Origin of the sequence: Terrimonas ferruginea DSM 30193 (genome assembly GCF_000425585.1) — a bacterium.
GTDB lineage: Bacteria > Bacteroidota > Bacteroidia > Chitinophagales > Chitinophagaceae > Terrimonas > Terrimonas ferruginea.
Window position 1 is genome coordinate 102,605 of record NZ_AUDS01000019.1, and the last position, 19,215, is coordinate 121,819.

General features: G+C 48.9%; 16 protein-coding genes. 7 read left to right on the forward strand and 9 right to left on the reverse strand.

Annotated features, from left to right (window positions below):
* Window positions 1-59: 59 nt before the first annotated feature.
* Window positions 60-1,004 carry a class I SAM-dependent methyltransferase gene (locus H608_RS0107525; RefSeq protein ID WP_028787135.1) on the forward strand — a complete coding sequence of 315 codons (945 nt, stop codon included), beginning with the start codon at window positions 60-62 and terminating at the stop codon, window positions 1,002-1,004.
* On the opposite strand, the gene H608_RS0107530 is transcribed toward H608_RS0107525, so the two are convergent.
* From H608_RS0107530 to H608_RS0107540, 3 genes are all read right to left on the reverse strand, one after another.
* The gene (locus tag H608_RS0107530; protein WP_028787136.1) at window positions 989-2,086 is read right to left on the reverse strand and encodes a lipase family protein; all 1,098 of its coding nucleotides are present in this window, start codon (window positions 2,084-2,086) and stop codon (window positions 989-991) included. The genes H608_RS0107525 and H608_RS0107530 overlap by 16 nt on opposite strands.
* A gap of 109 nt (window positions 2,087-2,195) precedes the next feature.
* Window positions 2,196-3,125, reverse strand: a complete 930-nt coding sequence (gene mdh, locus H608_RS0107535) for a malate dehydrogenase (protein WP_028787137.1) — start codon at window positions 3,123-3,125, stop codon at window positions 2,196-2,198.
* Window positions 3,126-3,382: 257 nt separating this feature from the next.
* Window positions 3,383-3,895, reverse strand: coding sequence for a thioredoxin domain-containing protein (locus H608_RS0107540; protein ID WP_028787138.1), 513 nt, complete (start codon window positions 3,893-3,895; stop codon window positions 3,383-3,385).
* A 115-nt stretch (window positions 3,896-4,010) separates the two neighbouring features.
* Between H608_RS0107540 and H608_RS0107545 the strand changes: the two genes are divergently transcribed.
* From H608_RS0107545 to accC, 5 genes are all read left to right on the forward strand, one after another.
* Window positions 4,011-4,367 (forward strand): BlaI/MecI/CopY family transcriptional regulator, encoded by a 357-nt coding sequence (locus tag H608_RS0107545; RefSeq protein ID WP_028787139.1) that lies wholly within the window; start codon window positions 4,011-4,013, stop codon window positions 4,365-4,367.
* Window positions 4,368-4,394: 27 nt separating this feature from the next.
* Window positions 4,395-5,897: a M56 family metallopeptidase gene (locus tag H608_RS23505; protein WP_051268118.1), complete on the forward strand. Its 1,503-nt coding sequence runs from the start codon at window positions 4,395-4,397 to the stop codon at window positions 5,895-5,897.
* 122 nt (window positions 5,898-6,019) lie between these two features.
* Entirely contained in the window at window positions 6,020-6,586 is a 567-nt protein-coding gene (gene efp, locus H608_RS0107555) for an elongation factor P (RefSeq protein ID WP_028787140.1), read from the forward strand.
* A 159-nt stretch (window positions 6,587-6,745) separates the two neighbouring features.
* The gene (accB, locus tag H608_RS0107560; RefSeq protein WP_028787141.1) at window positions 6,746-7,234 is read left to right on the forward strand and encodes an acetyl-CoA carboxylase biotin carboxyl carrier protein; all 489 of its coding nucleotides are present in this window, start codon (window positions 6,746-6,748) and stop codon (window positions 7,232-7,234) included.
* 65 nt (window positions 7,235-7,299) lie between these two features.
* A complete protein-coding gene (accC, locus tag H608_RS0107565; RefSeq protein WP_028787142.1) occupies window positions 7,300-8,637 on the forward strand; it encodes an acetyl-CoA carboxylase biotin carboxylase subunit in 1,338 nt (445 codons plus the stop codon).
* Between the two features lie 81 nt (window positions 8,638-8,718).
* On the opposite strand, the gene H608_RS0107570 is transcribed toward accC, so the two are convergent.
* From H608_RS0107570 to H608_RS0107590, 5 genes are all read right to left on the reverse strand, one after another.
* On the reverse strand, window positions 8,719-9,492 hold the full coding sequence (locus tag H608_RS0107570; protein ID WP_028787143.1) for a toxin-antitoxin system YwqK family antitoxin: 774 nt from the start codon (window positions 9,490-9,492) through the stop codon (window positions 8,719-8,721).
* Window positions 9,493-9,687: 195 nt separating this feature from the next.
* A complete protein-coding gene (locus H608_RS0107575; RefSeq protein WP_028787144.1) occupies window positions 9,688-10,758 on the reverse strand; it encodes an outer membrane beta-barrel protein in 1,071 nt (356 codons plus the stop codon).
* 101 nt (window positions 10,759-10,859) lie between these two features.
* Window positions 10,860-12,275, reverse strand: a complete 1,416-nt coding sequence (locus H608_RS0107580) for an ammonium transporter (RefSeq protein ID WP_028787145.1) — start codon at window positions 12,273-12,275, stop codon at window positions 10,860-10,862.
* Window positions 12,276-12,521: 246 nt separating this feature from the next.
* Window positions 12,522-14,711: a glutamine synthetase III family protein gene (locus H608_RS0107585; RefSeq protein WP_028787146.1), complete on the reverse strand. Its 2,190-nt coding sequence runs from the start codon at window positions 14,709-14,711 to the stop codon at window positions 12,522-12,524.
* 160 nt (window positions 14,712-14,871) lie between these two features.
* Window positions 14,872-16,146, reverse strand: coding sequence for a hypothetical protein (locus tag H608_RS0107590; protein ID WP_028787147.1), 1,275 nt, complete (start codon window positions 16,144-16,146; stop codon window positions 14,872-14,874).
* A gap of 135 nt (window positions 16,147-16,281) precedes the next feature.
* Here H608_RS0107590 and purL point away from each other — a divergent pair, with 135 nt between their 5' ends.
* Window positions 16,282-18,513 (forward strand): phosphoribosylformylglycinamidine synthase subunit PurL, encoded by a 2,232-nt coding sequence (gene purL / locus H608_RS0107595; RefSeq protein WP_028787148.1) that lies wholly within the window; start codon window positions 16,282-16,284, stop codon window positions 18,511-18,513.
* Window positions 18,514-18,589: 76 nt separating this feature from the next.
* Here purL and H608_RS0107600 read toward each other — a convergent pair whose 3' ends face one another.
* On the reverse strand, window positions 18,590-19,198 hold the full coding sequence (locus tag H608_RS0107600; RefSeq protein ID WP_028787149.1) for a fasciclin domain-containing protein: 609 nt from the start codon (window positions 19,196-19,198) through the stop codon (window positions 18,590-18,592).
* Window positions 19,199-19,215 lie beyond the last annotated feature (17 nt).

The following is a 19,215-nucleotide window of genomic DNA, read 5'->3' on the forward strand; positions in this document are numbered from 1 at the left end:
AAATATTGTTTTATAACGGATAAATTTTTTTTCCGGCCTAATCATCAAATCTTTGCGGCATGCAGGATAAGTTCGACATGTTTCGCAACAGGCTGGAAAAAGTGTACAGGCATCTCTCCAAAACGGCAAAAAGGCAGGGTGTTACCTGCTATCGTCTCTACGACCACGATCTGCCGGAGTTTCCGCTGTGCGTGGAATTGTATGAAGACAAATTATATGTTGCCGAGTACAAGCGCCGTCATAACCTGACCGACGAAGAACATGACAACTGGCTTTCGAAAGCGTTACTGGTGTTATCGGAGATCCTCAGCGTTCCGGAAGAGCGTATTTTTCTGAAACTGCGTCAGCGCAAACCCGGACGCCTCGGTCAATATCAACGCCTCGAGCAGGCGCGCAACGAATGGGTAGTGGAAGAAAACGGTTTGAAGTTTCTCGTAAACCTGAGCGATTATCTCGATACCGGGTTATTCCTCGACCATCGCCTCACACGCATGCGTGTAAGAGAATTAAGTGAAGGTAAAAAAGTGCTGAACCTTTTTTCCTACACCGGTTCCTTTTCTGTATACGCAGCGGCTGGCGGTGCTACACAGGTTGATACGGTGGATATGTCGCGCACTTATCTCGGTTGGGCGCAACGCAACCTCGCGCTGAATGGGTTTACCGATGAAGACCGTTACCGTTTCATCCCTGCCGATGTAAAGCAATACCTCCGCGAACCTTCCGATACGTTGTACGATATCATCGTACTCGATCCGCCCACCTTCAGCAACAGCAAACGCATGGAAGACATTCTCGATATCCAGCGTGATCATGTTGTGCTGATCAATCAATGCCTCGACCGGCTCAATCCCGGCGGACACCTTTTCTTCAGTACGAACTTCAGAAAATTTGTGCTCGATACCGAACACATCAATGCCGCTTCGTTTCGCGACATCACGAAGGCGACCACACCGTTTGATTTTGAAGGGCGATTATTCCGCTGGTGTTATTATTTCACGAGGTAATCTTTTTGCAGAAGATGCATATATGCGCCAAACACGTGATGGGTGAAGGGCTTATCAGGATTTTCGGGGTATAATTCATAATACCTGCTGTCAGGCATGAGGATGATGGGAGACCCTGCACGCATGTAATTGCCATCGTGTACATAGGTGGGTTCTTTCATACCGGGCAGCTCTTTGCGAAGGGCCAGCCTGAATAATTTTTTCCCAAGATATTTTTCATACTTGCGTTGTGCCTTGCGTGGCTTGCGTTCCATTTTGTTGTAAAGCGTATTGCCGACAAGCCGTACAAAGAACTTTTGTTTTTTGATGGTCTTGGGCAGGTTCACAAATACGTTGGTGGGGTTCAGACTGTTGATGGTTTGAATGGAGAAGGGTGTTTCAGGTACCCAGTCTGCCGCGTTTACCACATTGAAGCCCCAGCCGCCGCGGGTGATAAAATCATAATCGTACGCATAGAACATGTTGCCAGGCTTGGGTGCCGCGCTGCAATAGGTTTTGAATTTTACATCGGCGGGTAAACGTCCGGCCTGTTGTTCGTAATGCAGGTAGGAGCGGAGCAAAAAGGAGATGGCGCCTCCCTGACTGTGACCGAAAATGTAAAATTCTTTGATCTTGTTTTTACTGTAATACTCGCGGATTTTATTCGCCACATCGGGTCCGAGATAAGCGAGTGCTACCGTCCATCCCACATGCACATTGGCTTTGGGATCTGCGGAAAGTTTATAGGAGAATTGCGTAGTGTCATTGAGTTGCAGGCTGCCGGTAGCGGGAATCATGGCCGCATAGAAATTGGCCAGCCAGCTTGCTTTATCCGCCACTGTTCCTCTTACGTCGATTACGGCCACACCGTCTTCGCGCAGGTACAATGTCCAGCGGTTTTTGAGGCCTACTTCAGGGGAACGGTATTCGAGATGATAAGGGTCGTGTGTAGTGAGACGGGCTGCTGAATCGGGAATACTCGAGCTGTAAAAAGCAAGCGATAAAAGCTGGGCGTATTCGCGGGCATCAAAGCCTGGTTGAATGGTTTGGGCATGGCTGCGGGAGAGCAGCAGGCATAAGACAAGGCAGCTGATAAAACGCATGAAGAAAATTTACTTAAATATACGCGGCAAAAGGCTAAGAGGATGCGTGTTTACGCAAAAATAAAGGGCGTACATGGTACGCCCTTTCGTATAAATATCAGGGAAAAGCTCAGAGGGTTTTCAGCACGTCGTTCATGCTTCTTACCGCGTCGGCGCTCTTGTTGAATTCTGCTTGTTCTGCTTCGTTCAATCCGAAGTCCAGGATTTTCTCCCAGCCGTTGCGGCCGATGATCACAGGTACGCCCAGGCAGATATCTTTCTGGCCATACTCGCCTTCGAGGGCTACGCAGCAGGTAAACAATTTCTTCTCATCGCGCAGGATGCTTTCTACCAGGGCGGCACCGGCCGCACCGGGAGCATACCAGGCAGACGTACCGATGAGTTTGGTAAGGGTAGCACCACCCACCATTGTATCGGCCACGATTTGTTTTTGCTGATCTTCAGACAGGAACTGTGTTACGGGTACGCTGTTCCAGGTAGCGAGGCGGATGAGGGGGATCATGGTAGTATCGCCGTGGCCACCCACTACAACGGCATTCAGATCGGCCGGGCTGGCACCGAGGTGCTGGCTCAACTGATACTTGAAGCGGCTGCTGTCGAGTGTACCGCCCATACCGATGATACGGTTTTTAGGCAGGCCTGTAGCAGTGAGCGCGAGGTAGGTCATGGTATCCATCGGGTTGCTGATCACGATGAGGATGGCATCCGGAGAATATTTGAGGATGTTTTCGGCAACAGACTTTACAATACCGGCGTTGGTACCAATGAGTTCTTCACGGGTCATGCCTGGTTTGCGGGGAATACCGGAGGTGATAACGACTACGTCGCTGCCGGCAGTTTTGGAATAATCATTGGTGCTGCCGGTGATCTTGGTGTCAAAACCCAGCAGTGCCGCCGTTTGCATCATATCCTGTGCTTTGCCTTCGGCCAGCCCTTCCTTGATGTCCAGTAAAACCAGTTCCGAAGCGAGCTCTTTGCGTGCAATATTGTCTGCACAGGTAGCACCTACGGCTCCGGCACCTACTACAGTTACTTTCATGAATCGAAGAATTTATGGAATGAGGAAATTATTTGCGCGGCAAAGATACGCAGGAAGTTAATACGTCAATCGTGAATCGTCAATGGTGAATAGTCAATGGTGAATCGTGAATGGTCAATCGTCAATAAATCATCCAACCCCATGGTTCGTGTATTCACGAACCATCCTCGGGTCTTCAGCAAGGCTTGTGTATTTATTACCTAAACCCCGACTTACTACTTAAAACTTACTACTTAAAACTTACTACTTAATACTCCCTAAAGCCCAAACTTCGCTAACACCTTTTCAATGGGCAATGCGCCCTCCACCACCTCCATCAGTTCCTTCTTGCTATTGTAAAATGCGAGGAAGGGATAGTTTTTCAGATCGAAATAAACGGGCAGGAGGTAGTTGACGTCCTTGCCCACTACAATGTTCTTGTATCTGTTGAGGCCGTAGCTGGCAATGTATTCGCGCATACGGTCCAGCGGGGCCGTAGTGGCCATTACGATCTGGATCTTTTTGAAGCGTTCCATTTCCCGGATAATACCTTCCGTTTCATGCTTGCAGTGCTCACAATCGGGACTGAACAACATCAGCAACACAGGTTTTTTGCGGGCAAAATCTTCCCGGGTGAATCTGGTGGTGCTGTCCGGCAACAACAACTGCAACGGCAGGTTTTGCGGAAACCGTTTGTACGGCGGACGCGCTATGTCGACGCTGTCTGTTTGTGCTGCAAGCCCCTGCATGAGGCTGGTAATCATCAGCAGCAGGACAAGATATCTCTTCATCCTGCAAAGAAACAGCATTCAGCCACCGGGCGTCATTTAAATGCTAAAAAAGAATGCAAAAAATTTGCCTATCTACGAAATATTCGTAATCTTTACGAAAACTTCGTAGATTTATATGGAACGTTTAACCACACAGGAAGAAGAAACGATGCTCGTGATCTGGCGTACAGGAGAAGGAAACATCAAGGCTTTTATGGAGCAGATGTCCGATCCGCCTCCTTACACCACATTGGCATCCACCGTCAAGAACCTGGAAAAGAAAGGTTATTTGCAAAGCCGGCTTATCGGTAATACTTATCTCTACAAGCCGGCTATTGACGAGGACGATTACAAAAAGAAATTCATGGGCACGGTGGTGCGTGAGTATTTCGACAACTCCTATAAGGAGTTGGTGAACTTTTTCGTAGAACAGAAAAAGCTCAGTGCCAAAGAGCTCAAAGAGATACTGCAGATGATTGAAAAGGGAAAGTGATCTTTTCATAATTAAATTATTTCTTGCATGTCAACCTTGTTGTTGTATTTGCTGAAGCTGTCATTATCGCTCGGCGTGATGTACATTTTTTACCGCCTGGTATTGCAGCGCTTCACCTTTTACCGTCATAACCGCTGGTACCTGTTGTTGTACTCGATGGTTAGTTTTCTTATTCCATTGATCGACCTCACCGATTTGTGGTCGCCGTCTTCACCGGGTATGCAGCAGGTAAAAGAATGGGTGCCTCCTGTAACACAGTATGCACGTCCTGCCGCAGAAGCCGCCGGCCTCAGCACCTGGGTCATGGGCCTGTTGGTTGCCGTAAGCCTGTTTCTTTTGATACGTATCTGTGTCCGTTTATGGTCGCTCCGGCAATTGCGCAGCAAAGCTTCGCTGCTGCGAGATGGGCAGGTGAAAGTGTACCAGGTGGAAGAGCCGATCGCTCCTTTTTCTTTCGGCAATGCCATTTATATCAATCAGCATCAACATACCGCCGGTGAGCTGGAGAATATATTGCGGCACGAGTTTGTGCATGTCCGCGAACGTCATACGGTGGACATGTTATGGGCAGAATTTCTATGCCTGATCAATTGGTACAATCCTGCCGCCTGGCTGATCCGGAAAGCTATCCGTCAAAACCTGGAGTTCATTGCGGATAACCGTGTGCTGGCCACCGGTGTTGATAAAAAAGAGTACCAGTACCTCTTGCTGCAGGTGCTTGGTCAGCGACCTGTACCGGCAGGCATTTCCTTCAATGTCTCTTCACTTAAAAAACGTATAGCCATGATGAACAAAAACAAAACAGCAAGGGCACATTTGTCCTGGTTCCTGCTACTGTTACCGGTAGCCTCCATCGTCTTACTTTCTTTCCGCAGCAACTGGCCGCCGGCAAAAACGACTATTGCGATAGCACCCGCATGGCCGCTTACAGACACGGTGCCCAAGGTGAAAGAAGTAAGAGTTCAGGAAAAAGCATTTAAAAAACCGGCGGCTAAAAAATCAGCCAAAGAGCCGGTAGTTAAAGAGGTGCGTTTCAAAGCGCCGAAAACGCAACCTGCAAAAACGGAAACCATTGAGATCGTACCTGTAAAAGAAAAAACAACAACGCTGCAATTGGCACCCGTCGAAAAGAAAAAAGAGACCCTCGAAATCACGCCGGTCAGGGAGAAAAAAGTGCCGGCAGAGAAAATGAAAACCAGGGAGAGGAAGGTCCAGGAGATCGAGATCATCGAAACGCCCGTGAAAAAAAGTAAAGCGGCGAAACTGCCCACGGAACAGCAATGGGAGAAAGCTGCTGCCGATAAAAAAGAAAAACGCGTAGTGGCGGCCGACAAGCAGATGAAACAGGTATACACAGGCAACGTTGCATACACCAATGGTAGAGTGACATTGATGTCCGACTCGGTTGTCATTACCAAGACCGGCGATGCCAAAAACGGAACGTACCAGATGCGCGCCGACCATATCCGCGTGATCCCGGTGGAGCATACATCCAAAGATGCACCGGCACCTGCCCCCAAATTGAAGTAGCCTGCGCTAATTTTCAAACTAACACATTACCAAATCAGCCCCGCATTTTTTAGATTTTGCGGTTAAAAGGGCAGACCCTTATCTTTGCCTCCCCGAAATTTTCCGGGATCAAAATCGCAATTATGGCAACTACCTCAGATATCAGCCGGGGCATGATCATCAAACTCGATGGCAGCCTTTATTCTATCGTAGAATTCGGTGAAAACAAAACTGCCCGCGCAGCCGCCAAAGTATGGGCCAAGCTGAAAGGTGTAGACAACAACCGCTCCATTGAAAAAACATGGAACTCCGGTGACAATATCTACCCCGTGCGCGTGGAAAGAAGAGCGTATCAGTTTCTTTACAAAGACGACTCCGGCTACAACTTCATGGACAATGAATCGTTTGAGCAGGTAGCACTTGCCGAAACACTGATCGATGCTCCCCAGTTCCTGAAAGACGGACAGGAAGTAAGCGTGCTCATCAACACCGAGACTGAACAACCGATGAGTGTTGAATTGCCTGACAAGATTGTATTGCTGGTAACCTACGCAGAGCCGGGACTGAAAGGCGACACCGCCACCCGTACCCTGAAGCCTGCAACCGTGGAAACCGGCGCTTCCGTAAGCGTACCTTTGTTTGTAAACGAAGGCGAACTGATCCGGGTGAATACCAAAACCGGTGAATACGTTGAACGCGTAAAAGAATAATTACCCCATATTTATTGAAAATGGCCTGAAAACAACTGATTTTAGGCCATTTTTTATTGTTTTTGGCGAAAATTAGGGTAAAAATGATCTGCGAATCCTCTATTGCCCCTATCTTAGCCATCCTTTTCTTTAAATAAAATACCTGTTAAATTGAAACACATGGACTTTAAACAGATCCAGGAGTTGATCAAAATGGTCAACAAATCAAATATCGGTGAGGTGACCATCGAGCAGAAGGATTTCAAGGTAACTATCCGGCAGAAAGAAGACAATATCACGCAAGTGGTAGCTGCCCCGGCTCAGATGGCCGCTCCGGTATACGCACCTCAGCCTGCCGCTCAGAGCCAGCCGGTAACAGGAGCCGCCCCTGCCAGTGAAAAACCCAAGGCCGAAGCACCTGCTTCCAACCTGGTAACAATCAAGAGCCCGATGATCGGTACATTCTACCGCAAATCATCTCCCGACAAACCTTCATTCGTTGAGCCCGGCGACGAGATCACACCCGGTAAAGTAGTGTGCATCATCGAAGCCATGAAACTCTTCAATGAAATCGAAAGCGAAATAAGCGGTAAAGTAGTAAAAGTGCTGGTAGACGACGCCTCTCCGGTGGAATACGATCAGCCACTGTTCCTGGTTGAACCTGCTTGATAAAGCAAGGCTAAACAACCAAGACAGCGATTTACTATTTCATCTTTTTATTTATTCAACACACTATGATCAAAAAGATATTGATTGCCAACCGTGGTGAGATCGCCCTGCGCGTCATTCGTACCTGCCGGGAAATGGGTATCAAAACGGTGGCCGTCTATTCTACCGCTGATCGCGACAGCCTGCATGTTAAGTTTGCCGACGAAGCAGTTTGTATCGGCAAACCACAGGGAAGCGATTCTTACCTCAATATTCCTCATATCATGGCCGCGGTGGAAATCACCAACGCCGATGCCATACATCCCGGTTATGGTTTCCTTGCCGAGAATGCAAAGTTTGCCAGCATCTGCAAACAACACGGCATCAAGTTTATCGGGCCCACGGCTGACATGATCAGCAAAATGGGCGACAAGATCACCGCAAAAGATACCATGATCAAAGCCGGCGTACCCGTGGTACCCGGTGGCGAAGGACTGCTGCAAAGCGTGGAAGAAGCCCGTGGCCTTGCACGCGAAATGGGGTACCCCATTATCCTCAAAGCTACTGCCGGTGGCGGTGGTAAAGGGATGCGCATCGTATGGGAAGAAAGTGAACTGGAAAAAGCCTACGATACTGCAAAAGCGGAAGCCGGTGCCGCCTTCAAGAACGACGGTATCTACATGGAAAAATTTGTGGAGGAACCCCGCCACATCGAGATCCAGGTAGCCGGCGACCAATACGGCAACGTTTGTCACCTCAGCGAACGCGATTGTTCTATCCAGCGCCGTCACCAGAAACTCGTTGAAGAGTCTCCTTCTCCTTTCATGACCGATGAACTCCGTGCACGGATGGGGGATGCCGCCAAGAAGGCTGCTTCCGCTATCAATTACGAAAGCGTAGGCACCGTCGAATTCCTGGTAGACAAACACCGCAATTTCTACTTCATGGAAATGAACACGCGTATCCAGGTAGAACACTGCGTAACAGAAGAAGTGATCAACTTCGACCTTATCAAAGAACAGATCAAGATCGCCATGGGTGAGCGCATCTCCGGCAGCGATTATATTCCCCAGATGCATTCCATCGAATGCCGTATCAATGCCGAAGATCCGTACAACGATTTCAGACCTTCACCGGGCAAGATCACCACATTGCACCAGCCAGGTGGCCACGGTGTACGGGTAGACAGCCACGTGTATGCAGGTTATGTGATCCCGCCATACTACGACTCCATGATCGGCAAATTGATTACGGTTGCCCGCACACGCAACGAAGCCATCGATACCATGTACCGCGCACTCAGCGAATATGTAATCGAAGGTGTCAAGACTACTATTCCGTTCCATCTGCAGTTGATGCAGGACGAACGTTTCCGCAGCGGCGACTTTAATACCAAATTCATCGAAGGATTCAAATTGCAATAATTGTTTCCTGCATGATAAAAGAAAAGCGACCTGTACAGGTCGCTTTTTTGTTAACGTGACGGCAGCTTCAGGGGTTGGTTTTCACGAAAAGTCTTTTCTGAATTGCTTTTGCCCCTGCTTATAAACAACGATATAAAGAAGACGGTTATTGATGTCATAGTATTTCCATTCACGATCACGCTGTCCGTGATGATAAGCGCCCGTGCCACGCTCGGTGCGGTCCGTTGACCATTCGACCCATATACCGTCGCGCAAGCCATTTTTATAATAACCCGAATCCAGCAGTGCACCATTGTCTGCATAGTTGAGGTATTGTCCATGCAGCACACATTGTGCAAACACTGGTATGTAGCCGATATGATTGGTGATATTACTGGTAACGATGTCGCGGAGCGTGGCACCTGTAGCCGAACGTTGAAATGATTTGTCGGGATGCAGACCGCGGAGTTCGGCACCCGAACGTGTACGTGCCAGTCTGGTTAGCGGATATAACGGATGCTTCACTGGTTTGCTGAGTTCTTCCCTGATGCGCGACCATTTCACATAAGAATAGTTGCGGACGTGGCGCACCTGGCCATTCTCATACCAAGTTTTCCATTCACCATCGGGAATGCCTTTTTCGAGGCGGCCTTCATCACATTTCTTTCCGGAAGCATACCAGCTTGTCCAGCTACCGTGCAATTTGCCATTGCGCGTAATGCCGCGGTAAAGCGGGTGACCTGCTTCATGGTGGGCAAACAAAACGGAGTCTTCAGAGACAGGAGTGGCCTCTTTGATATCGGCAAGATGAAACAACGGCTGGCTTCGCGTATGCAGAGAAGCCGCTGTAACCAGTACGAATAGAAACAGCTTCATATGCAGGCAATTGAAAAAATGTGCTAATCAGTTCTTCTTCTAAACCTGCGGCAAAGATAATGCTTAAACTGACGCTTGTTCGTACAGTGATTTTTGTCGATAAAACGTATGCACGCAAAAAGCCCGGAACAATCGTCAAATGACAATCATTCCGGGCAGGAGTTGAAATAAATCTAAAGCAGTTGGCTATTTTTTTTAAAATGACAACACGGCTGCTACGAGAACACTGGTGGCAGATTTGGTGCCTGCGCCATTTTTGTCGGTAAAAATATCTTCACTGGCGTTATCGAAACGGATCTCGGGGATCAGCGTAAGCGAGCTCACTTTGAAATTGGCCGACAGGGTAGTGGCGAATATGTTGCCGCCCGCGGCAGCGCCGGAGAACGTTTTCAATTGGTTGTCGTCATTGAAATATTCGCCGCGAAGGGTGAGCCCAAACCATGGTTTCGGATCTACATTCAGGTAAAGCGCCGAACCCCACCAGCTTTTGGAACTGGTATTCTTTACACCATCCCAACCGTTTACAAACGCAACGGTGCCGTTGTAACCGATGGAGAATTTGTCGCTGAATTTTGCGGTGACCACGGCATCGACCTGGTTGCTCTTGGTTGTGTCGGGAGCTTTACCGCCTACATAGTTCAGGTACACGCTCACTTTGTCGCCGGCATAAGCGTATTGCGCAAGCGCAAATTTTTTGTTGATCTGATCCTCCGGTACCACACGGTAATCGGTAGCGTTGGCTATCCCTGCCATGAATGAATGTGCACCTTTTGTTACCTGCGCTTTAAAACCGGTATGACCGAAAGGTCCGTTGGTAAACATATACGACATGCTGTAGTTGCGGTTGACCTGCGGATCCAGCACTTCGTAACCCACGTGCGTACCCCAGGTGCCCAATGAAAGCGTCAGCCATTCTGCAGGAGTATACGTTACATAAAGTTGTTTGATCGCTGCAGTGATTCCATCATCGGTATAAGCAAACTCTTTTGCACGCGGACCAAAACCAAGATCAACGACTGCACCGATCTTATCGCCTTCGTAGGTGGCTTTGATGCTTCCCATTCCCAATGCAAACGAATTATGTTTGCCGGTGAAACTGGTGAAGCTGTTGGCGGCTGTTTTTGCAAAATCATATTTGTAATAGCCATCGACCGAACCGGAAAAAGTAAGTGGGGATTTCTTTTCTTCTACAACTGTTGAGTCTTGTGCCATAGCTGCCGTAAAGGGCATGAGGATGACCGATGCTAAAATTTTTTTTCTTAACATTGTGGTTGGTTTTTTTTATTAGAAATGGGTACAGCACGGACTTGTGTCAGAAGTCCAATGTGCTGTACCTTTTTTTGCAACAGGCAAAATGCTTTGCCGTCTTATTCTTTCACGATCTCTATTTCCTTATGTATTGTTTCGGTAACTGTCAGCGAACCGTTGGTGCCGTTGACAATAAGATGTCCCTGGAAATATTTTTCGTCATGTTGTGAAGCATCGAGGCCGGACTCTTCTTCCTGTTCGCTTACGCGCATCGGCATCACCCAGTTGATCACTTTAAAGAGAATAAAGGAAACGATGAAGCTGTAGCTGACGGCCACGACCATGCCTACGAGTTGAATGGGGAATTGTGATTTGAACAACGCAGACTCGCCGGGGGCGGTCATACTGAATACGCCTGTCAGCAGCATACCAGTCATGCCTCCGAGACCGTGGCAGGCAAATACGTCCAGCGGGTCATCGAGTTTTGTTCTGTGTTTGAGTATTTCTGCTACGTAATTGGAAACGATAGCGGCAACAAAGCCTATGAAGATGGCTTGTGGAACGCCTACAAAACCGGCAGCGGGAGTGATGGCTACCAATCCTACAACCGCACCGATGCAGAAGCCAAGCACGGAAGGTTTTTTACCGCGGACAACATCGAAGAACATCCAGGCGAGGCCGGCAGCGGCCGCAGCGGTATTGGTAGTGGCAAAAGCATACACGGCCAGTGAACCGGCCCCGACAGCACTACCGGCATTGAAACCAAACCAGCCAAACCAGAGCAGGCCGGTGCCGATGAGCACATAGGGAATGTTGGCAGGAGAACTGGCTGTCTTGTTTTTGCGGGGTTTGAGTACCAGGGCGCCTGCGAGGGCGGCCATGCCCGCAGAAATATGCACAACTGTACCGCCGGCAAAATCCTGTACGCCCCATTGGAACATCAGGCCTTCAGGGTGCCAGGCCATGTGTGCAAGCGGAGCATAAACCAATACGCCGAAAAGTACAATGAACAGGGTGTAAGAACTGAAGCGGATACGTTCGGCTACAGCACCTACTACGAGACCGGGAGTAATAATGGCAAACATCAGCTGGAAAAAAGCAAACAGCGGGAGGGGAATAGTAGACGCCAGTGGCCAGGGCTCCCCGTTCATTACATTCTTAAAGAAAAAGAATGTGGAAGGATCACCGATAATGCCATTGATCGATTTGCCGAAGCAAAGGCTGAACTGAACTACTACCCACAGCACAGAAATGATACCCGCCGACACGGTGCTTTTGATCATGGTTGATAAAACGTTCTTGCGACCGACCATGCCACCGTAGAAAAAAGCCAGGGCGGGGGTCATCAGGAATACGAACGCGCAGGACACAAGCATCCAGGCAATGTCACCGCTGTCGTAAGTGTACTTGGGAGCTCCGTTTTCAACAACCGAGGAAGGATCAAAGGCGGTTCCGGGCGTAACGAAGATGGCGGCCACGGCCACCACCGTCAACACCAGGAAGGGGGCGATTTGCTTGATGCTTAGTTTGGGCATAGTGCTTTTTTTTAAATAATAAATATGTATAATATTAAAATAACATTATGAATTTAAACTATTGTGCTATTAACGCCTGTTAGTTTTGATAAAATTGCCTAAAAATGTGTAAAAAATTCAACAAATGCCAAAACAAAATTGATATTATTTAAAATTTTAATTAGATTAAAGAAAACGCATATATGGGTATTTTCCAATAAAAAACCCCGCTCAATGGCGGGGTTTCGTAATTTATTATCCTGACTATCAGCGCAGGAACAGCAACTCGCGGTACTTCGGCAGATACCACTCGCGGTCATCTACCAGTAATTCGAGCTTATCCACATGATAGCGGATCTCATCGAAGAAAGCGTCCTTCACCTGGCTTTGGTAAGCAATAGCCTTTGTGCGGGTGTCTTCCATGGCGTTACAGATCTTACGGGCTTCAATCATCTTCTCCACCAGGTCGCTGGCTTTGTTGATGTGCTCGGAGATCTTGTTCAGGATTTGCACCTGGTTGCTGTAAGCGGATTCGGACAAACCTGCAGCTTTGAGGCCATTGATGTTTTTCACCAGCAGGGTTTGGTAACGGATGGCTGGCGGCAGTATGTGGCTGGTAGCCAGTTCGCCCATGACGCGGCTTTCGATCTGCACTTTCTTGATGTATTTCTCCAACTCAATCTCATGACGGGCTTCCAACTCGGCATGTGTATAGATTTTGTTGCTTTCAAACAGGTGCTTGGCTTTTTCAGTAACCATGGCATCCAGTGCGAGCGGAGTTGTTTTAACGTTGGGCAGTCCTCTTCTTTCGGCTTCCTTCGCCCAGTTTTCGCTATAGCCGTCGCCTTCAAACAATATTTTTTCGCTGGCTACGATGTACTCGCGGATCACGTGCATGATCGCGATTTCTTTTTTATCACCTTTCTCGATCAGCGCATCAACGTCTTTCTTGAATTGACGAAGCGTTTCGGCCATGATCGTATTGAGTACGGTCATCGGGTTGGCACAGTTGGCAGAAGAACCTACAGCACGCAATTCGAATTTGTTACCGGTGAATGCAAATGGTGATGTACGGTTACGGTCGGTGTTATCCATCAGCAGTTCAGGAATGCTCTTGTGGATATCGATCTTCAGCATGCTCTCATCCTGCTCGTCGAATTTATCACCTACACGCTCTTTTACATCGTTGAGTACTTTGAAGAGGTATTGGCCGATGAATACGGAGATGATGGCAGGAGGCGCTTCGTTGGCACCGAGACGGTGATCGTTTGGTGCAGAAGCGATGGAGGCACGGAGAATATCGGAGTAGTCATGTACTGCCTTGATCGCATTCACGAAGAAGGTAAGGAACATGAGGTTGGTCTTCGGAGTTTTGCCCGGAGCCAGCAGGTTAACACCGGTGTCGGTGGCCATGCTCCAGTTGTTATGCTTGCCGCTGCCGTTTACGCCGGCGAATGGTTTTTCATGTACCAGCACACGCAGGTGGTGACGGCGCGCTACGCGGTCCATCACGTCCATCAGCAGTGAGTTGTGGTCCACGGCCACGCTTACTTCTTCGAAGATAGGCGCGCACTCAAACTGTGCGGGGGCTACCTCGTTGTGACGTGTGCGCAGCGGAATGCCAAGCTTGTAAGATTCGGTTTCAAAATCGCGCATGTAAGCATATACGCGCTCGGGAATAGAGCCAAAGTAATGGTCTTCCAGTTGCTGGTTGCGCGCTGAGTTGTGTCCGTATACAGTACGGCCACACAATACGAGGTCGGGGCGTGCATTGAACAAGGCTTCGTCCACCATGAAGTATTCCTGTTCCCAACCGAGGGTGGCAGTTACTTTGGTCACATTTTTATCGAAATAATTACATACATCTACTGCAGCGCGGTTCAACGCTTCCAGTGCTTTCAGCAATGGTGCTTTATAGTCGAGGGATTCTCCTGTATAAGAAATGAAAATGGTCGGAATGCAAAGCGTCTTGCCCTGGCCGATGTCCATGATAAACGCCGGTGACGAAGGGTCCCAGGCCGTGTAACCGCGGGCTTCAAAAGTAGCGCGCAGGCCACCATTGGGGAAGGAAGAAGCGTCAGGCTCCTGTTGGATCAGTGCATCTCCTTCAAATTGTTCGATCGGAGTGCCATCGCTTTTCAAGGTAAAGAATGAGTCGTGCTTTTCTGCCGTGGTGCCGGTGAGTGGCTGAAACCAATGCGTAAAGTGTGTAACACCTTTGCTTTCGGCCCAGGCACGTACGCCGTTGGCAATCTGGTTGGCCATAGCGCGGTCGATCTTCTGGCTTGCCTTGATCGAAGCCAGCAGGCTCTTGTATGCCTCGTCGCTCAGAAACTCGCGGGCTGTCTTAAGGGTAAAAACGTTGCTCCCGAAAATGGCTGTGATCTTGCTCGATCCTTCCACCTTCGTCTCCGGAGCAGTAGAGATGTTGGCGATAGCATTAAAGCGAAGTGACATATGTGTATTGTGTTTTTTACAAAACAAACACAATTAAGACAATAAGCCAATTTTTTTTGAGGCTAGGCCTGAATTTTAGTGAAAAATCAATAAAATCTGCCAAAAATATCCGATCAAATGCATTTAAAACGACCGTTTGTGTTGAAAAACTTAATATATTTTATTTTTTAATATTTTTCCCTGTCCATTCATTCAGCCTGCTCCAATCGATGCCTGCAAGTATGGGCGTTACCATCAGCGGAAACAGAATACTCCTGTACCGTACAATGGCGCCAAGGTTATTTACACTGAAGCCGATTGCTAATAATAATGTACCTGAAAAAAACACGGTGAACCACAAAAAGCTGTTCATCCGCAGACCGGCTACCGGAAAAGCGATCAGCAGCAGTACCAGCAGCCACAAGAGTGTGATCTCTGCGGCGGCTGCCATCGACAGGATGTGATTGGCATCGGTCGGCAACGGCCGCATGGCCGACAGGAAGATCGCCTGCGGTATATTAATGATAAAACTCCAGGGATTGGGTTCCAGTATGCGTGTATCGATGGAGGTACTTCCCTTCAAAGCAAGAAAGGCTGCCTGTTTGTCCACCACCGCCTGCGGAAAATCGAGCCGCGCATCTACATAACGCATCGTGAAGAACAATACCATGCATACGCTGTAAAAAGTAACGAACACAAGCCATGCGCGTTTCGGCCTGCGCGACGCAAGCCACCAGGCTGCCAGTGCAGGCAGCAGGATCGCCAGCACAAAATTGCGTAGTGTGAGCAGCAGCAGTAAGCCCAGCAGTATCGTTAGTATACGGCCGGCGCCCCACCGGTTATCGCGCAGCCCGAAGTAAAAATGATACACCACCAGTCCGATGCCCAGCGCAATGGCACCTTCTTTATGGATACCGCTCGACCAGTAAAGAAAGGACGGTAAAAGAAAGCTGCCGATCATCACCGCGGTTTTTTGTTTGGGAAATACATCCATCATTACGCGGTAAATGGCAATAGGTCCAAACAAGGTGAGGAAAGAATAGAAAATGACATTGATATAATAATTACCAAAGCTGAAGATGTCGAAAAGAGAAAGGATTTTGGCAAACACATTTCCCTTCAGGTCATTCCAGTACGAATCGGCAGAACCGAAAAAGCTGTCCACACCACTGCCGTGGTAGGGATCGCGGAAGAGATTGGTGAAATATTCATGCGGGTTGGTCTTCAGTATCTCGTATTCGAGCAAGCCGTTCCGGTGGTGTGCCCAGGTATCGAGCATTTGCGCCGTGTCCCCATAATAAATACCCATCCACCCGTAGAAAATGCCTGTCATTACTTTGAGCAGCAACAGGATTACCAACTGCGGATTGCTGAGGCCGGAACCGCGGAAAAAACGTACGGCAGTTACCAGCCAGGCAAATAATACCAGGTACGCAGCAAATAGAAGATTCTCCAATGATTGATTTTAGTGCGCGCAAAATAGAGATTATTATCGGGAAAAAAGTGGATAACGGATTCTTTCAAATGGCCCGATCCGTTGTACTTTTGCGCCGTCTTACACCTTGGCATTCACTCCTAATATCAATCATTCATGGACGTAACAGTAAAAACGGCACAGCAACTCCGGTTAACCGAAGAAGAATTTGAGCTTATCAAACAAAAACTTGGCCGCACGCCGAATTTTAATGAGCTCTGCGCTTTCTCCGGTATGTGGAGCGAGCATTGCAGTTATAAGAACTCCATTAAATGGCTTAAGACGCTTCCGCGCGAAGGCGGTCGCATGCTGGTAAAAGCAGGCGAGGAGAATGCCGGTCTGATGGATATCGGAGACAACCTAGGCGTTGTATTTAAAATAGAATCGCATAACCACCCTTCTGCCATTGAGCCTTTCCAGGGCGCGGCAACCGGCGTCGGTGGTATCCACCGCGATATTTTTACCATGGGCGCACGTCCGATTGCAGCCCTCAATTCACTTCGTTTCGGCAAACTCGAAGAGGAAAAAACACGTCACCTTCTTGCAGGGGTAGTACACGGCATCGGTCATTACGGCAACTGCTTCGGTGTACCTACAGTTGGTGGTGAAATATATTTCGATCGTTGTTATCATACCAACCCGCTGGTAAACGCGATGAGCGTAGGCACGGTGGAAGCCGGTCAGACCGTGTCGGCAATAGCTGAAGGTGCCGGCAATCCCGTGATGTTTGTGGGCAGCGCGACAGGTAAAGATGGTATAGGCGGTGCGTCGTTCGCATCGGCCGACATCACTGCCGAAAGCGTGCAGGAATTACCCGCCGTGCAGGTAGGTGATCCTTTCCAGGAAAAGAAATTGCTCGAAGCCTGCCTGGAAGTGATCCGCACCGGCGCCGTGGTAGGCATGCAGGACATGGGTGCTGCAGGTATCATCTGCTCCACCGCAGAGATGAGTGCAAAGGGAAATGCCGGCATGCGCATCGATCTGGATAAAGTACCTACGCGCCAACCCAACATGAAAACATGGGAACTGCTGTTGAGCGAAAGCCAGGAGCGCATGTTGCTCGTGGCACACAAAGGCCGCGAAGCAGAAGTACAAGAGGTATTTGAAAAATGGGATCTTCCCTGCTCCGTTATCGGCGAAGTAACCGACGACGGGCTGTTGAAGTTTTATATGAATGGTGAACTGGAAGCCGAACTTCCGGCACAGGACCTGGTGCTGGGTGGTGGTGCTCCGCAGTATGACCGCGAATACAGGGAGCCGGCGTATTTCCAGAAAATTGCTGCATTCAAACAGGAAACCGTACCGGTGCCGGCAGACCTGCGGGTAGTGGCAGAACAGCTTATCAGCCTGCCGTCCATCGCGAGCAAGCGCTGGATCTATCAGCAATACGACAGCATGGTTGGTACGGTCAATACCTCCACCAATGCTCCTTCCGATGCGGCAGTTGTTGCTGTTAAAGGCACAAAGAAAGGTATCGCCATTACCACAGATTGCAATAGCCGTTATGTGTATGCCGATCCTTATAAAGGTGCGATGATCGCGGTAAGTGAAGCCGCACGTAATATTGTCTGCAGTGGTGGTCAGCCGCTCGGGGTAACCAACTGTCTCAACTTTGGCAACCCTTATGATCCTGAAGTATATTATCAATTCGTGAATGCCATCAAGGGAATGGGAGAGGCCTGCCGTCGTTTCGACACGCCGGTAACCGGCGGTAACGTAAGTTTCTATAACCAGAACCCGGATGGTCCTGTTAACCCGACGCCAACAATCGGTATGGTAGGTCTGCTGGAAGACATCAGCCGAAAGATGACGCTCGACTTCAAAGAAGAAGGAGATGTGTTGTTCCTGCTTGGCCGCAGCACCAATGACCTGGGTTGCTCGGAGTACCTGCATAACGTGCACGGCGTAACGCATTCACCTGCGCCACATTTCGAACTGGAAGAAGAAGCGGCGCTTCAGCAAAAACTGGCGGCGTTAATCGATCAGGATCTCGTTCGTTCTGCGCACGACGTAGCGGAAGGAGGATTGTTTGTGACGCTTTGTGAAAGTGGTTTCTCCAATGGGCTGGGCTTTTCGGCACTTTCTCCGGATTCGCTGCGCAAAGATGCATGGTTGTTTGGGGAAGGACAGAGCCGGGTAGTCGTGAGCGTGGCACTGGGACAGGTACCTGCATTTGAAAAAGCCCTGCAGGGATTCAGTGCAGAAAAAATCGGTGTGGTTACCTCCGGTGATGTGTTGATCGACGGAGAATTCTGGGGAACGATCACCAGTTGGAAAGACAGATATGATACGGCTATCGGCAACCAGTTGCGCAAAGAAGATGCTGCGGGTGCGCTGGGAGCACTTTGATAAAAATAGCAGGTAAAATAAAAAAGAAAGAGTCCGCCTGAGCGGACTCTTTGCATTATGCACGACCACAAATTCTTTACTTTTTCGGCATCATTACGCCGTCGATTACATACGTTACGCCATTGCTGGAAATAACATCGGCGATAGTGATGTTGGCCTTTCCACCTTTGGCATCAGAAACAGCCCATTTGCCGTCCTTGTACCAGATGGTCAGTTCTTCGCCCTGTACTGTTTTCAGCTTTTGACCGTCTTTCAAATCGGTGGATTTGTAAGAACCGGGAACGACGTGATAGGTCAGTACGTTGCTCAGTTTTGCTTTGTTTTCGGGTTTCAACAGGTTATCAACGGTGCCGGCGGGGAGTTTTCCAAATGCTTCATTGGTGGGAGCAAATACAGTGAAGGGGCCTGCTCCCTTTAATGTTTCAACCAATCCTGCTGCTTTAACGGCTGCCACTAATGTGGTGTGATCAGCAGAGTTCATGGCATTATCAACGATGTCTTTTGAAGGAACCATGTTGGCGCCGCCAACCATTACACCTTTTTCTTCGGGCATTGGGGCGGGTTCCATTTGTGTGTTTTTGGTAGCGGTGTCATCAGTTTTTACGGTATTGTCCGCCTCATTGTTACAGGCAACCATGAGCAGAGCCATCATACCGGGGGCGAGCAAACGCAGATTTTTTGTCATAACTATGATTTTAGGTT